Here is a 13,367-nt window from a genome sequence, read left to right as displayed (position 1 = left end):
TCTAAATAACTACTTCGTCATTTTCCAGAGGTCTCTCTAGCGGTTTGCTGAAGTAGTATCCTTGAGCATACTCGATACCAATCTCACGCAGTATTATTGCCACTTCCCTTGTCTCGACAAATTCAGCAACATTTTGCATATTCATCCCGTTTGAAAACTTGTGAATACTTGTGAGCATATGAAGTTTTTTATCATCCGTTTCAATCTCACTGACGATAGATCCATCGATTTTTACTATATCTATATCAAGGTTTGAGAAATATGAGAAGTTTGAGTAGCCGGTACCAAAATCATCTATAAGGATTTTTGAACCGAATTCATGTAGTCGTGCTATAAAATCTTGAACTATTTTTAAGTTTTGTATATTTTCAGATTCAAGTAGTTCAATGTCTAATCTGTTTGCCACATCAGGGTTAGCAGACAGTGTTTCAAAGAGCATCTGAGTTAATTTAGTATCAAGCATATCTATCATTGAGATATTTATAGAAAATCTGTACTTGGGGTATTCTTTTGCCATAGTAAGAGTTTTTTCTATCATCGTTTTAGTTATAAAGTGATAGTAAGAACTCTTTTTGGATATGTTTAAAAATTTATCCGGTGTTAAAAATGTACCGTCACCTAGCTTTAACCTAACCAGAGCTTCATATTTCTCTATTTTAGATGTTTTTAGATTGATTATTGGCTGAAAAAATGGAACGATTCTATTTTCTTTTACCGCACTTTTTATAAGCTCTACAGTATTCATGTTTTGTTTTACGTCTGTCTTAATATTTAAATTGTCGTTATATTCCAAAATTCTTTTAGTATGGTCTTTTTTTAGTAACTTCAGTGCCAAGTCTGTGTTTTCTAAAATCGGAGCAATAGAGTTACTTGCAATACTTACCAATAGATGCAGAGTTAAATCATAAACATTAAAATCATGATTTGATATTTTTTCTTCAAGATTATAGGCAATATCCAAGGCTTTTTTATTTGATATATTGCTAAATAAAATTCCAAATTCATCACTGCCTAGGCGGTATATGCAGGTTTTGGGTGCATGAATAAATTCTTCTTTTAATATTTGTGCTAACTCTTTTAGTACAATATTTCCTACATCGTTCCCATATATATCGTTGATATATTTAAAACCGTCTATATTTATAAGGAGAAGATGGGGTTTTTTAGTCTTTTGTAACTGGTCCTCAAAAGCTTTTCTATTGTGCAGATTTGTCAGTTGGTCATATATCAGAGAGTGTTTAAGTGAAGCACTTGTTTCTTGGAGTTTTTTATTTTCTTTTAAATATTTGACAAATAAAATTATAATCAAAAAGAGAGATGAGATAAACACACTAAACAAAATAAGGGCAAAGATATCAAGTGCTTTGAAATCATTAAGCGCTACTGTAGAAAACTCTTGTTTTATCTTTTTTATATAGAGAAGTAAATTATTTTGAAGAACACTCTTTGTTGTTTTTATGAATATTGGGTATTTAGTTATAAGAAATTTTGAATGAAGATTAAAGGTCTCAATAAACTTTTGTGTTTGTATATTTTTAGATTCATCTTTTAGCAAAAAATTATCGTGATTAATATAGTCGATATCCTGCATTCTTTTTGCATCATTAAAATGGTTTAAAATCTTTGTCGCTTGTAAAAAAAGGTCTCTGTCTTCTTTATGCAAAAAAGCAGCACTTTCTATATGTCTGCTTAAAAATATCAAAGAGTTTTTTATAGCGGCATTTAGCATTAGATACTCTTCAATATTTTGTAGATTTAAGAATAGATGCTGTCTAAGTGAGTCTATATCTTTTTTTGTTTTTTCATAAGTGTTGTTTTTTAGCAAATAAGAGTCTTGCAAATTTTTATAGTCATCTTCGAGTTTGTTTATAGTAGCTGAGATCTCATCTTGGTTGTGATATGAATAGATAGAATTTTGTAGTATTAGATGTTCCAAATGAGAGTGGGAATACTCCAAAGAGTTGACAGAAAGAAGAAACTCTCTGTGGTTTTTTGTAAAGTTCTTTTGGATTATGTAAAAGTAAACAATGGCAATAGAAGAAATTACTCCAATACCTAAAACCACAAACATAAGTTTTTTTAGTTTCATTTTTCTTCCAGTATTTTAGGCAGCTCTCCATCAAGAGACTTTAAAAAGGCTACGATTTTATCAATTTCTTCATCTTTGATCTGTATTCCCAAATTATATTTTGCCATTGTTCTCACCGCTTCTTTTAAGGTCTTGGCACTTGCATCGTGAAAGTATGGTGTCGTTTTGTTTATATTTCTTAGAGTCGGAACTTTAAATACATTTTTGTGGTCTTGTTTGTTTGTTATTTTACTTCTGTCCGGGTAGTCTTTTTGGAGTTCGTAGTCTACAAATGTTCCCATTTTCTGAAATGAGTTACCGCCTATGTTGATTCCATTATGACAAGTGATACATCCGTTTTGTTTAAAAAGTACGTAACCTTCTTTCTCATCTTTTGTAAGTTGAATCTCGCCTCTTAAAAATCTATCAAACCTTGAATTCGGTGTTGTAAGAGCATTCTCAAATTCCACGATTGCTTCAAGAACCTGTTTGTAAGAAATTTTAGAAGTTCCATATACCGAGTTGAATAATTTTTGATACTCTTTGGAATCATTAAGCCTTTCCTCAACGGCCTCGGCATTCATATTATGCTCTGCCGGATTATTTATGGGACCTTGGGCTTGTTGAAATAAGTTTTTTGCACGCCCGTTCCAGAACTGTCTAAAGTTATATTTTGAGTTTAAAACAGTAGGTGATTGTATATTGCCTTTTTTGTCTGCAAAACCGCTTGATACACTATTAGAATCTGCTCCGCCATCAAAAACATTATGGCAGCTAATACATGCCGTTGAGTTGTCTTTAGAAAGAATTGTGTCAAAAAACAGCTTCTGACCAAGTTTTGCCTTCTTCATATCTACTTTAGTATTCAGAGGAATGGGTGAAATCGGCTCACCAGCGTATATTGTTGTTGTAAAAAATAATAGTAAAAATGTCTTTATCATAGAGACATTTTAGCGTAATTTTGTCAATAAGTGACAAATTTGTAAAAAAGAGAGAGACCTTTTTTGGATTTTTGGTCTAAATCGTACGATATATACGAAAGATAGTGCAGTATGTCTTTTTTTGAAATTTCTGTTCTTTGTGATGCTTCGCCAAGAAGATATTGCGGTATTTTTACTTTTTGTTTTAGGAATTGTTTTTCAATCTTTTTGTAGAGTTGTTTGTCTTTGTGGTAACAAAGAACGGCAAAAACAAATGGCAGATTATATTTTTTGTTCCATTGAGCGGCTAAGTCTATATGAGGTTTGCCTTGAAGGTAGTGTTTTAGTGCTTTGTCCCCTATGAGAACTTTTCCTTGGACTCCCAAAACACGGGCAAGAATATTTGAAGTGGCTGATTCCACATCTTTTTCATTTTTTACATCCGGGACTATTATTACGCTGAGAACTTCTTTTTTTGCAATGATCCCTAAGTTTACATGTCTTTGTTTTTTTGCATGTATGCTTGAAATAAAAGCTGCATCTACACTGCGGGATAAGAATTTTTTATTTACTTTTGCAGGGACACCGCGTTTATAGTGCATACTCATAGCTTGTTGAGAACTTTTTGTGAAGCGTTTCATAAAAACATGAAAAGGTAGTAGGTTTAAATACTCAATTTTTCCAAAAACCAAATGTAACTCCAAAATAAATTGACTGAAATTATACATCACTTAACTTATCTTAGATATAATCGCTGAAACAAATATAGTTTTGGAGTCTACATTATGGTTAAAGTAGAATTTTTAGGTCCTATTCAAAAAGAACCTTTAGAATTAGAAATTACAAATTTAAACGAGTTAGCAACGATATTACAAGATGATCCTCAGATGAAAGAATGGTTGGAAAATTCAGCAGTAGCGGTAAATGACACGCTTGTCAGCAGCAGAGATTTTGCTTTAAAAGACGGTGACAAAGTGGCACTTTTACCTCCAGTCTGCGGAGGTTGATAGATGCTATACCTTTATGACGAACCTTTGGATGTACCGACTATTTTAAAAGAATGGTACGAGCAGGAAGCGACTAGTAATTATGGAGCATATATTCCATTTGTAGGAACTGTAAGAAGTGAAGATGACATAGACGGTCTGAGTTTTGATATCTATGAGCCAATCTTAGAGAAGTGGTTTAATGATTGGGTGGATAAAGCAAAAGCAAGAGGTGCAGTGATAAAAATGGCACACTCGCGCGGAGATGTAATGCTTCACGAATCATCATACATAGCGGCAGTCTTCTCTCCAAAGAGACGTGTTGCGTTAGAGTTTATAGATGAGTTTGTGGAAGATTTCAAGGCTTCTGCACCAATCTGGAAATATGACCTTAAAAACGGCAAAAGAGTTTATGCACTTGACAGGTCAACAGCTATAAAAGGGAGTGGAATTTTATCATGAAATTACTATCTTATGAGACAAGCCAAACTATGTTGGACTTGCTAAATGTCGGTAGCTTTAGAAGTGAAAACTTACCACTAAGCTCATCTCTTGGCAGGATCTTGGCAGATGATATAGTGGCACAGTATAATGACCCTCAGTTTCCTACAGCATCTATGGACGGTTACGCCGTTAAACACTCTGACTTGGACAATGAAACTATTACAATTCTTGGAGATAATCCTGCAGGACATGATGAGATTAGAGTCTTAGAGAGCGGAGAGTGTATTAAGACTTTCACAGGTTCTAAGATGCCAGAGGGTGCAGATACGCTGATTCAGATAGAAAATGTAAGTGTAAGCGCAAACAGTGATAAGATTTCAATTGATGAGAAAGTTCCTTTTGGCTCTTCAGTGCGTCCGATTGGTGAAGCTTACAAAGCTGGAGATGTGCTGATAAAAAAAGGCACTAAGATAGGCTTTGCCGAAATCGGTGTAATGGCAGGACTAAACAAGGTAATGGTCAAAGTCGCACTAAAACCTAGAGTTGCAGTTATATCCACGGGAAGTGAGATTTTAGACCTTGGCGAACAGAGTGACAACCCTGCACAGATCAGAAGTTCAAACAACTACACTTTGTGTGCTTTGTTTGAGCAAGCCGGTGCGCAGGCTATACAGCTTGGAACTGCTCCTGATGATAAAGAAGCGATTATGCAGACTTTTGAAAATGCCCTTGCATCTGCAGACATCCTTATCAGTACAGGCGGTGTCAGTGTAGGTGATTATGACTTTGTAAAGGATATCGTCCCTCGTCTTGGTGCAGAAATAGTCTATAAAGGTGTGGCAATAAAACCTGGTAAGCATATTATGGTAGCTCAAAGAGAAGGCAAGTTTATTTTAGCTCTGCCTGGTTTTGCGTACTCATCGACTGTTACTGCTATACTTTACGGGCTTCCGCTTGTATCTAAGATGTTGGGAACTCATGAGCCATACAAAAGAGTAGAGGCAAAGTTAAGTGAAAGTTTTACTAAACGAAGCCGTCTTACAGAGTTTACTCCGTGTAATGTTGTTGTAGAAGACGGCGAGTATTTTGTGAACTTCAAAGACAAAAAGGTAGGAAGCTCTGCCATACTCACTAACATGTTAAATAGCAGCGCGTTAATGGTAACGGGTGAAGAAGACGGTGACTTGGAAGAAGGCACTTTTGTAAACGTAATTTTATTGGAGAATTTTTAAATGAAAGCTTATTCGATCGATTCGGCAAAACAAGAAGTAAAAGAGATAGATATAGAGATGCAGGCTAATACTGTGTATAGCTTTTTCAACTCTATTTTAACAGATGAGTTGTCTACACTTGACAAACACACTATCCACAGCGATGCAGAAGCAATATCAAAAAATATGGAACCGTTTTTTATAGGAGAGCAGCTTATAGTCGGAAATGCACTTATTGTAGGTAAAGACGGCTTGTTTGATACGGATGTAACGATTCCTAAAGATGATTTAGAATCACTTGTCAATTATGAAGTAACAGAATTTTATAAAGATGTTTTACAGCTTATCAAAGATAGTGATATTAATCTATATAGGATCTTTGAAGTCACAAAAGAGGAAGAAGATATCAAGTTAAACACCGAATGGGTGCTTTATGTCTTCAACCTAGCTGATGATAGAACAAAAGAGTACTTTTTAGATGAGCTTAAAAAAGCCGTAGACGCTAAAAAAGACATAACAATCCATATGCAAAACATGGCGATACTAGCTTTAAACGCAACTGCTAATCAATAATCTTTTTTTAATTTAGAGTTATTCTTTATATAACTCTAAATCCTCAACTGATTTATCAAGTGTATATCTCTGGATGTTAATCTTTTTCATAACGCTTTTACTAAACATGTAATCTGTCTCTTTTACGAATTTATGACATGAGATGCAGTGTTTGATTCTTCCTTGTGTATAAACATCGTCACCTTTGGGATTTGATACAGCATAAAACCAATCTCCATTCTCAGTGTCGTATCCTTTATACATCTTCTGCATTATAACGACTCTGACCAAGAACTTTTTGTCAATATCTCTATAAAGAGGTTTATAGACTATCGCCCCCACAGGATACTCTTTTGCTTCACTAAGATATGCATCCGTTGCTTGTTTATTTGTGAAAATTTCTATGTAAGCATTATGGGCATCTGAATCTATAGGTGCAGACGTGAGTCTGTAGTTACCTTCCCACCCTTCAAAACTATCTTGTGCTAAGAGAGATACTAAATAAAACAGTATTAGAAATAAAAACTTCATCGCCTTTCCTTCTGATACAATTTTAACACTTAGAATAATAAAAAAATATTATAGATATAAATTAAAAGAGAGTTGCTTGTAGAGCCTTAAGTTTATAACTTCTTCTATGAATATCACAGTAGCCATACTTCTTAATCATCTCAATATGAAGAGCTGTCCCATAACCCTTGTGTTTCTCAAATTGATACTGAGGATACTTTTTTGCTTCTTTTAAAATATCTCTGTCATGTGTGACTTTTGCAAGTATAGATGCCGCACTGACTTCCGCGACTTTACCGTCTGCTTTTATCATAGTAGGAAGTCCTCTCACTCCAAAGTTTGAGTTGCCGTCAAAGAGGTACTCTTCGCACACTAAGTTTTGCATAATCTCTTCAAGAGAGCGTTTGATGCAAAGTGATATACCATCAGCATCTATAGACTGAGGGGATACCTTTACTATATGATAATTAGAATTTTTTACTATGAGTTCATAAAGAGCTTCTCTTTTTTTTTCTGTCAACTTTTTTGAATCGTTTAATCCGTCTATATGGGAGTTTAGTATACACCCCACCATAACCAGGTCTCCCGCAATAGGTCCACGACCGGCTTCATCTATTCCACATAACATACTTTAATCTCCTATCGCCCATATATCGAATGGTAGCATCTCAACCCTTGAAAAGGGATGACTTACACTTCCTTCTCTGTTCATTGTAATCGCTGTTATTTTTTTTATAGAGTAACTGAAGATAAAAGCTTCTATAGCTTCCATTTTTTTAAAAAGTGTTCTCTCATCCGCAAATGGTTTACACAGTATTATTTCATCTCTTGAAGGAATATAAAAATCAATACCGTCATCATAAAAGCATTCTATGCCTGATTTTAAGAGTTCTAAAAAAACCATATTTTCAAAAAGTCTTCCGAAATGTTTGTCAAGACTGAGTGCAGATTTCAAAGATATGTCACAGAGGTATATTTTCTTAGTAGCTTTAGGATGGTTATTTTTTTCTAGCAGATGTATATAGTTTTTAGCACATAAGCTCTCGTAAGATTTATATAGTTTGTCCTTAGACACTTTCTTTGTCTGCTTGAGTCTTTCATATATGGAATAGGGTGATAATTTTTGAGCCATCATCTTTGCACAAAATATAAGTATGTCAAACTCCATTGTCTCAAGAGTGTATTTCAGTGTCTTTTGAATATATATGTTTCTTTCATCGCTTGGAACCTTATGCATAGAAGGGAATCCGCCTAATTGAAAGAAATGATTAAGTGCAGTTGAATCGTACTTGTGCTCGTAAGCTAAAAACTCTTCATAATCAAGCGGGTATAGTCTGATGCTCTTAAGATAGTCTATCTTCAAGTGAGTCTCGCAACATATAATCAGTTGAGGTACATTTACTATCTTAATATCTTCTATATAGTTGTCTAAAACCAAGGTGTCTATTTTGTTGAGATTACAAAATTTTGCAAGTGTGAGGTTTAGTTTCTCAATATCTATTCTAATATCACTGCAATCTATATATAGATAACTGTTTTTTTTAAGACTTAAGAGATAGTTTTTTACCAGTTTTGATTTTCCGCTTTGGGAAATTCCGTTTATCTGATAACTAGTATCTTCCAAATATACTTTTCTAAAGTGAAATTTATCAACATAAATATCTGTTTTATATAACTCTTGCAGTAAAATTTCCATAAAGTGATTTTATCATTTCCTTCCTTAAAGGAAATAAATTTTGACAAATTTCATTTTTTGCCCCCTAAAACCTTGAATCTCAGCTTAAGTTTGGGTACAATTCCGCTCCCTTAAATAGTTGGGCTAGGATCCAACGAGTTCTTTAGAAGGAAAAACATGGAAAAAATTCGTTTAAAATTGAAAGCTTACGATCATCGTGTATTAGATAGATCAGTAGCATCAATCGTTGAGGCTGTAAAGCGTACAGGTGCCGCAATTCGTGGTCCGATCCCTTTACCAACAAAGATTCGTAAATATACAGTACTAAAATCTGTTCACGTTAACAAAAAAGCTCGTGAACAATTTGAGATTCGTATGCACGCTAGAGTTATAGATATCGTTTCTGCTACGCCGGAAACTGTAGATTCTCTAATGAAGCTTGATCTTGCACCAGAGGTAGACGTAGAAGTACGCTCTATGGACAAGTAAGGAGTAGGTCGTGGAATATATTGTTGAAAAAATCGGTATGAGTCGTACAATCACAGTACCAAGTAAACCTGTTACTCTATTAAGAGTTTTAGAAGCTAAGGTATGTGAAGTTAACGAAGGCACTGCAATTGTAGCTTACAATAGCGGTAAAAAAATGAATAAATCAATTGAAGGTCAGCAAAAGAAATATAGCCTTTCATCTGAGTTTAACCGTTTTGTTACTTTAGAAGTAGCAAACACTGAAGCTGGTGATTTAGATTTAACACCTTTAGCGGAAGCTAAAGTTTTAAAATCTACTTTCAACACTAAAGGTCGCGGTTTTTCTGGAGCAATGAAACGTTGGAATTTCGGTGGTGGTCCTGCATCTCACGGTCACAGATTTGGTCGTAGAACAGGTTCTATCGGTAATGCAGAGTGGCCAGGTCGCGTAATGAAGGGTAAAAAAATGCCTGGACAATACGGAAACACACAAAATAGTGTAAAAAATGAGATCGTTTCTTACGATGCTGAAAACAACATCATTGCGGTGTCTGGTTCAGTTTCTGGAGCTAATGGTTCTTTAGGTCGTGTAAAGGTAGCTAAATAATGAGCGCAATCGTTTTAAATGATAAAATGGAAAAAGCATCTGAGTTAGCACTACCGGAGAGTTTCTCTGGTATTAACCCTCATAACTTATACCTATATGTTAAGTCTGCTCAAGCTGCACAACGTGCAAATACAGCGACTACAAAAGGTAGAAGTGAAGTCAGAGGTGGTGGTAAAAAGCCATGGGCTCAAAAAGGTGGCGGACGCGCTCGTGCTGGTTCACGTCGTTCTCCAATATTTGTGGGCGGTGGTAAAGCATTTGGTTCTAAAAATAATCGTAATTATGACCTTAAAGTTAATAAAAAGCAAAAAAAACTTGCTCTTAACTTTGCTCTTAACGAGCATGCGCAAAACGGTAGTCTTTTCATCGTTGACAGCATTGAAATCGCATCTGGTAAAACTAAAGATGCAAATGCAATGTTTAAAGCACTAAACCAAAGAGATGCACTTTTTGTAAAATCTCTTTTAGATGAAAAAACTTTTTTAGCGTTTGATAACCTTTCAAGTACTTATGTAATTGAATCAAATGAATTAAATGCTTATTTAGCTGCGAATTATCGTTCTATTGTGATCGAGAAAGCGGTATGGGAAAATCTTGTAGGTGAGGCTAAATAATGGCAGATATTACAGATATTAAATCTATACTATACACAGAGAAGACTTTAGGTATGCAAGAAGACAACGTTATCGTTGTATCAACTTCTCCACGTATGACTAAAACAGGTCTTAAAGAGGTTTTTCGTGAGTATTTTGGAATTATTCCATCAAACATTAACTCACTTAATCAAAGCGGAAAAGTTAAACGTTTCCGTGGTGTTGCTGGTAAACAAAATGACTTTAAAAAGTTCTATGTTAGATTACCAGAGGGTGCACAAATAGAAAGTTTGGCGGTATAAGATGGCAATTAAAACTTATAGACCGATAACTCCATCTCGTCGTTTTTACACTAATGTTGATTCGTCTGACATTACTGCAAAAGCAAGTGTTCGTTCATTACTGGTTAAGTTACCTACTCATTCAGGTCGTAACAATAATGGTCGTATTACATCTCGTCACCGTCAAGCCGGTGCTAAGAAGCTTTACCGTATCGTTGATTTCAAAAGAAATAAATTCGATATTCCTGCTACTGTAAGCGCTATTGAGTATGATCCGTACCGTAACTGTCGTATTGCGCTAGTTACTTACGCTGATGGTGAGAAAAGATATATTCTTCAACCAAAAGGTTTAAGTGTAGGTGATACTATCGCTTCTGCTGAATCTGGTTTAGATGTTAAACCTGGTAATACTATGAAGTTAAAAAATATACCTGTTGGTACATTGGTTCATAACATAGAGCTTAAAACTGGTAAAGGCGGACAAATGGTTCGTTCAGCTGGAACTTCTGCTCAGATTATGGGTCGTGACGGCAAGTATGTATCACTTCGTATGCCTTCATCAGAAATGCGTTTAGTATTAGGTGAGTGTTTAGCTACTATTGGTTCAGTTGGTAATGAAGAGTTCGGTAACATTGTTATCGCTAAAGCTGGTCGCCAAAGACACTTAGGTATTCGTCCTCAGACTCGTGGTTCTGCGATGAACCCGATTGATCACCCGCATGGTGGTGGTGAAGGTAAAACGAACTCAGGTCGTCATCCGGTTACTCCATGGGGTAAACCAACGAAGGGTGCTAAAACTCGTCGTAAGAAAGCTAGTGATAAACTTATTATTACTCGCCGTAAACCAAATGCAAAAAGGGTAGGCTAATATGGCTCGTTCAGTAAAAAAAGGTCCATTTGTTGATGACCATTTAATGAAGAAAGTTGAAGCAGCTAGAGCTGAGGGCAACAAAAAACCTATTAAAACTTGGTCAAGAAGATCTATGGTTCTTCCTGAGATGGTTGGTTTAACATTAAATGTTCACAACGGACGTCAATTTGTTCCTGTATATGTTACAGAGAATCACATTGGTTATAAACTTGGTGAATTCGCACCAACTCGTACATTTAAGGGCCATAAAGGCTCTGTTCAGAAGAAGGGGTAATCATGGCTAGAGCATTATTAAAATTTATCCGTGTATCACCGATCAAATCTCGTCTTATAGCTAGAGAAGTTCAAGGTATGAATGCTGAACAAGCATTAGCAGCTTTAGAATTCACTCCAAATAAGGCAGCAAAAATTATTGCTAAAGTTATTGCATCTGCGGTTGCTAACAGTGGCAGTGAAGCTGAAGATTGTATTATCACATCATGTCGTATTGATAATGGTCCGGTTCTTAAAAGATTCAGACCACGCGCACGTGGTATGGCATCTGGAATCAGAAAGCCAACAGCACATATCTTAGTAGAAGTAGAGGGTAAATAATATGGGTCAAAAAGTTAATCCTATTGGTTTACGTCTTGGTATCAATCGTAACTGGGAGAGCCGTTGGTTCCCTAATTTTAAAACTGCTCCGGCAGCTTTAGGTGAAGATCACAAGATTCGTACATTTTTGAAAAAAGAGCTTTACTATGCTGGTGTTGCTAACATCATTATAGAGAGAACAATTAAGAGACTTCGTGTAACTATCGTTGCAGCTCGCCCTGGTATCATTATTGGTAAAAAAGGTGCGGATATCGAAAAACTTAAAAATTCTCTTCAAAAGCTAATTGGTAAAACAGTATCTGTTAACATCAAAGAAGAGAAAAAAGCTCAAACTTCAGCACAACTTGTTGCTGAAAACGTTGCTACTCAACTTGAGCGTCGTGTTGCTTTTAGACGTGCTATGAAAAAAGTTATGCAAGGTGCACAACGTTCGGGCGCTAAAGGTATCAAGGTTTCTGTTTCTGGTCGTTTAGGCGGTGCAGAGATGGCTCGTACTGAGTGGTACTTAGAGGGACGTGTTCCTTTACATACACTTCGTGCTAAAATTGATTATGGTTTCGCAGAAGCTCATACAACATACGGTATTATCGGTGTTAAAGTATGGATCTTCAAAGGTGAAGTACTTACTAAAGGTATCCCTGCTGAAGCTAAAGAAGAGAAAAACGAGCGCCCAAGAAAACGTGCTCCGAGAAAGGCTGATTAATCATGTTAATGCCAAAAAGAACAAAATATCGTAAAGTAATGAAAGGTCGTAACCGTGGTTACGCTCGTTCAGGTTATACATTAGCATTTGGTGATATCGCTTTTAAAGCGGTTGAAGCAGGTCGTATTAACTCTCGTCAGATCGAAGCAGCTCGTATTTCAGCTACTCGTCACATTAAACGTAATGGTAAGATTTGGATTCGTGTATTCCCTGCTAAACCATTAACTGCTAAACCTCTTGAAACTCGTATGGGTAAAGGTAAAGGTTCAGTTGATCAGTGGGTAATGAACATTAAACCTGGTCGTATCATTTTTGAAATGGCTGGTGTTCCACATGATTTAGCTCGTGAAGCGCTAACTCTTGCTATGCACAAATTGCCATTCAAAACAAAAATAATTACTGCGGAGATGAGCAATGAAATATTCTGATTTAGCAGATAAAAACGCAGCAGAGCTTCAGGCTATGCTAAAAGAAAAGAAAACAGAATTGTTTACTTTAAAAATCAAACAAAAGATGATGCAATTAAATAATACTAGTGAACTTCGTGTTGCTAAAAAAGATATTGCTAAAATCAACACTGCGCTTACTGCAGTGGCAAACTAGGGGCTTGATAATGACACATAAGCGTGAAATTCAAGGTAAAGTAGTTACAATTGCAGGCGAAAAAACGGTTTCTATCGTTGTTGAGCGTCGTGTAATGCATCCTCGTTACCACAAAGTTGTAAAACGTTTCAAAAAGTACCTGGTACATGATGAGCGTAATGAAGTAAAAGTTGGTGACGAGATTATTGCAATCGAATGTCGTCCACTTTCTAAGACTAAATCTTTTAGACTTAAAACAGTAGTATCAGGAGCTAAGTAATGATCCAAGGTTTTACTCGTTT

General features: G+C 35.7%; 21 protein-coding genes. 15 read left to right on the top strand and 6 right to left on the bottom strand.

The features are described 5' to 3' along the window. Position 1: 1 nt before the first annotated feature. From ABYK18_RS09885 to ABYK18_RS09875, 3 genes are read right to left on the bottom strand one after another with little or no spacing between them, the layout of a single operon-like run. Complete coding sequence (locus ABYK18_RS09885; protein WP_373036507.1) at positions 2–2,089, bottom strand: EAL domain-containing protein; 2,088 nt, start codon at positions 2,087–2,089, stop codon at positions 2–4. After that, positions 2,086–3,009, bottom strand: a complete 924-nt coding sequence (locus ABYK18_RS09880; RefSeq protein WP_373036506.1) for a cytochrome-c peroxidase — start codon at positions 3,007–3,009, stop codon at positions 2,086–2,088. The genes ABYK18_RS09885 and ABYK18_RS09880 overlap by 4 nt, the downstream gene beginning before the upstream one ends. Before the next feature lie 23 nt (positions 3,010–3,032). Further along, complete coding sequence (locus tag ABYK18_RS09875; RefSeq protein ID WP_373036505.1) at positions 3,033–3,716, bottom strand: MqnA/MqnD/SBP family protein; 684 nt, start codon at positions 3,714–3,716, stop codon at positions 3,033–3,035. 57 nt (positions 3,717–3,773) lie between these two features. Between ABYK18_RS09875 and ABYK18_RS09870 the strand changes: the two genes are divergently transcribed. Genes ABYK18_RS09870 through ABYK18_RS09855 form a run of 4 tightly spaced genes read left to right on the top strand, consistent with a single transcriptional unit; the run spans position 3,774 to position 6,202 of the window. Beyond that, entirely contained in the window at positions 3,774–3,995 is a 222-nt protein-coding gene (locus tag ABYK18_RS09870; protein ID WP_373036504.1) for a MoaD/ThiS family protein, read from the top strand. Between the two features lie 3 nt (positions 3,996–3,998). After that, positions 3,999–4,436, top strand: coding sequence for a molybdenum cofactor biosynthesis protein MoaE (locus ABYK18_RS09865; protein WP_373036503.1), 438 nt, complete (start codon positions 3,999–4,001; stop codon positions 4,434–4,436). After that, entirely contained in the window at positions 4,433–5,650 is a 1,218-nt protein-coding gene (locus ABYK18_RS09860; protein ID WP_373036502.1) for a molybdopterin molybdotransferase MoeA, read from the top strand. Before ABYK18_RS09865 ends, ABYK18_RS09860 begins: the two co-directional genes overlap by 4 nt. Beyond that, positions 5,651–6,202: a hypothetical protein gene (locus ABYK18_RS09855; protein ID WP_373036501.1), complete on the top strand. Its 552-nt coding sequence runs from the start codon at positions 5,651–5,653 to the stop codon at positions 6,200–6,202. 18 nt (positions 6,203–6,220) lie between these two features. Here ABYK18_RS09855 and ABYK18_RS09850 read toward each other — a convergent pair whose 3' ends face one another. The 3 genes from ABYK18_RS09850 to ABYK18_RS09840 form a co-directional block, all read right to left on the bottom strand. After that, the gene (locus ABYK18_RS09850; RefSeq protein ID WP_373036500.1) at positions 6,221–6,712 is read right to left on the bottom strand and encodes a cytochrome P460 family protein; all 492 of its coding nucleotides are present in this window, start codon (positions 6,710–6,712) and stop codon (positions 6,221–6,223) included. Positions 6,713–6,773: 61 nt separating this feature from the next. Beyond that, entirely contained in the window at positions 6,774–7,319 is a 546-nt protein-coding gene (locus ABYK18_RS09845; protein WP_373036499.1) for a ribonuclease HII, read from the bottom strand. A 3-nt stretch (positions 7,320–7,322) separates the two neighbouring features. Beyond that, a complete protein-coding gene (locus tag ABYK18_RS09840) occupies positions 7,323–8,387 on the bottom strand; it encodes an ATP-binding protein (protein ID WP_373036498.1) in 1,065 nt (354 codons plus the stop codon). A gap of 156 nt (positions 8,388–8,543) precedes the next feature. Here ABYK18_RS09840 and rpsJ point away from each other — a divergent pair, with 156 nt between their 5' ends. From rpsJ to rpsQ, 11 genes are read left to right on the top strand one after another with little or no spacing between them, the layout of a single operon-like run. Continuing rightward, on the top strand, positions 8,544–8,855 hold the full coding sequence (rpsJ, locus tag ABYK18_RS09835; RefSeq protein ID WP_021287746.1) for a 30S ribosomal protein S10: 312 nt from the start codon (positions 8,544–8,546) through the stop codon (positions 8,853–8,855). 10 nt (positions 8,856–8,865) lie between these two features. Then, positions 8,866–9,441, top strand: a complete 576-nt coding sequence (gene rplC / locus ABYK18_RS09830) for a 50S ribosomal protein L3 (RefSeq protein ID WP_373036497.1) — start codon at positions 8,866–8,868, stop codon at positions 9,439–9,441. Next, positions 9,441–10,055 (top strand): 50S ribosomal protein L4, encoded by a 615-nt coding sequence (rplD, locus tag ABYK18_RS09825; protein WP_373036496.1) that lies wholly within the window; start codon positions 9,441–9,443, stop codon positions 10,053–10,055. The genes rplC and rplD overlap by 1 nt, the downstream gene beginning before the upstream one ends. After that, positions 10,055–10,336 carry a 50S ribosomal protein L23 gene (locus ABYK18_RS09820; RefSeq protein ID WP_373036495.1) on the top strand — a complete coding sequence of 94 codons (282 nt, stop codon included), beginning with the start codon at positions 10,055–10,057 and terminating at the stop codon, positions 10,334–10,336. Before rplD ends, ABYK18_RS09820 begins: the two co-directional genes overlap by 1 nt. 1 nt (position 10,337) lies before the next feature. Further along, positions 10,338–11,183 carry a 50S ribosomal protein L2 gene (gene rplB / locus ABYK18_RS09815; RefSeq protein WP_373036494.1) on the top strand — a complete coding sequence of 282 codons (846 nt, stop codon included), beginning with the start codon at positions 10,338–10,340 and terminating at the stop codon, positions 11,181–11,183. A gap of 1 nt (position 11,184) precedes the next feature. Beyond that, positions 11,185–11,460, top strand: a complete 276-nt coding sequence (gene rpsS / locus ABYK18_RS09810) for a 30S ribosomal protein S19 (RefSeq protein WP_373036493.1) — start codon at positions 11,185–11,187, stop codon at positions 11,458–11,460. A gap of 2 nt (positions 11,461–11,462) precedes the next feature. Next, on the top strand, positions 11,463–11,780 hold the full coding sequence (gene rplV / locus ABYK18_RS09805; protein WP_373036492.1) for a 50S ribosomal protein L22: 318 nt from the start codon (positions 11,463–11,465) through the stop codon (positions 11,778–11,780). A 1-nt stretch (position 11,781) separates the two neighbouring features. Continuing rightward, positions 11,782–12,483, top strand: a complete 702-nt coding sequence (gene rpsC, locus ABYK18_RS09800; protein ID WP_373036491.1) for a 30S ribosomal protein S3 — start codon at positions 11,782–11,784, stop codon at positions 12,481–12,483. Positions 12,484–12,485: 2 nt separating this feature from the next. After that, on the top strand, positions 12,486–12,911 hold the full coding sequence (gene rplP, locus ABYK18_RS09795) for a 50S ribosomal protein L16 (protein ID WP_373002665.1): 426 nt from the start codon (positions 12,486–12,488) through the stop codon (positions 12,909–12,911). Then, the gene (rpmC, locus tag ABYK18_RS09790; RefSeq protein WP_373036490.1) at positions 12,898–13,086 is read left to right on the top strand and encodes a 50S ribosomal protein L29; all 189 of its coding nucleotides are present in this window, start codon (positions 12,898–12,900) and stop codon (positions 13,084–13,086) included. Before rplP ends, rpmC begins: the two co-directional genes overlap by 14 nt. A gap of 10 nt (positions 13,087–13,096) precedes the next feature. After that, positions 13,097–13,345 carry a 30S ribosomal protein S17 gene (rpsQ, locus tag ABYK18_RS09785; protein ID WP_294964879.1) on the top strand — a complete coding sequence of 83 codons (249 nt, stop codon included), beginning with the start codon at positions 13,097–13,099 and terminating at the stop codon, positions 13,343–13,345. The last annotated feature ends 22 nt before the right edge of the window (positions 13,346–13,367 follow it).

The sequence above is a fragment of the Sulfurimonas sp. genome (assembly GCF_041563495.1).
Classification (GTDB): domain Bacteria; phylum Campylobacterota; class Campylobacteria; order Campylobacterales; family Sulfurimonadaceae; genus Sulfurimonas.
The sequence above is the reverse complement of the archived record's forward strand: the minus strand, read 5'-3'. Positions and strand labels throughout refer to the sequence as shown.

Excerpts from the sequence above, each read along its gene's own strand:
- ABYK18_RS09885 (WP_373036507.1), bottom strand. The coding sequence starts at position 2,089 with ATGAAACTAAAAAAACTTATGTTTGTGGTTTTAGGTATTGGAGTAATT.
- ABYK18_RS09880 (WP_373036506.1), bottom strand. The coding sequence starts at position 3,009 with ATGATAAAGACATTTTTACTATTATTTTTTACAACAACAATATACGCT.
- ABYK18_RS09875 (WP_373036505.1), bottom strand. The coding sequence starts at position 3,716 with ATGTATAATTTCAGTCAATTTATTTTGGAGTTACATTTGGTTTTTGGA.
- ABYK18_RS09870 (WP_373036504.1), top strand. The coding sequence starts at position 3,774 with ATGGTTAAAGTAGAATTTTTAGGTCCTATTCAAAAAGAACCTTTAGAA.
- ABYK18_RS09865 (WP_373036503.1), top strand. The coding sequence starts at position 3,999 with ATGCTATACCTTTATGACGAACCTTTGGATGTACCGACTATTTTAAAA.
- ABYK18_RS09860 (WP_373036502.1), top strand. The coding sequence starts at position 4,433 with ATGAAATTACTATCTTATGAGACAAGCCAAACTATGTTGGACTTGCTA.
- ABYK18_RS09855 (WP_373036501.1), top strand. The coding sequence starts at position 5,651 with ATGAAAGCTTATTCGATCGATTCGGCAAAACAAGAAGTAAAAGAGATA.
- ABYK18_RS09850 (WP_373036500.1), bottom strand. The coding sequence starts at position 6,712 with ATGAAGTTTTTATTTCTAATACTGTTTTATTTAGTATCTCTCTTAGCA.
- ABYK18_RS09845 (WP_373036499.1), bottom strand. The coding sequence starts at position 7,319 with ATGTTATGTGGAATAGATGAAGCCGGTCGTGGACCTATTGCGGGAGAC.
- ABYK18_RS09840 (WP_373036498.1), bottom strand. The coding sequence starts at position 8,387 with ATGGAAATTTTACTGCAAGAGTTATATAAAACAGATATTTATGTTGAT.
- rpsJ (WP_021287746.1), top strand. The coding sequence starts at position 8,544 with ATGGAAAAAATTCGTTTAAAATTGAAAGCTTACGATCATCGTGTATTA.
- rplD (WP_373036496.1), top strand. The coding sequence starts at position 9,441 with ATGAGCGCAATCGTTTTAAATGATAAAATGGAAAAAGCATCTGAGTTA.
- ABYK18_RS09820 (WP_373036495.1), top strand. The coding sequence starts at position 10,055 with ATGGCAGATATTACAGATATTAAATCTATACTATACACAGAGAAGACT.
- rplB (WP_373036494.1), top strand. The coding sequence starts at position 10,338 with ATGGCAATTAAAACTTATAGACCGATAACTCCATCTCGTCGTTTTTAC.
- rpsS (WP_373036493.1), top strand. The coding sequence starts at position 11,185 with ATGGCTCGTTCAGTAAAAAAAGGTCCATTTGTTGATGACCATTTAATG.
- rplV (WP_373036492.1), top strand. The coding sequence starts at position 11,463 with ATGGCTAGAGCATTATTAAAATTTATCCGTGTATCACCGATCAAATCT.
- rpsC (WP_373036491.1), top strand. The coding sequence starts at position 11,782 with ATGGGTCAAAAAGTTAATCCTATTGGTTTACGTCTTGGTATCAATCGT.
- rplP (WP_373002665.1), top strand. The coding sequence starts at position 12,486 with ATGTTAATGCCAAAAAGAACAAAATATCGTAAAGTAATGAAAGGTCGT.
- rpmC (WP_373036490.1), top strand. The coding sequence starts at position 12,898 with ATGAAATATTCTGATTTAGCAGATAAAAACGCAGCAGAGCTTCAGGCT.
- rpsQ (WP_294964879.1), top strand. The coding sequence starts at position 13,097 with ATGACACATAAGCGTGAAATTCAAGGTAAAGTAGTTACAATTGCAGGC.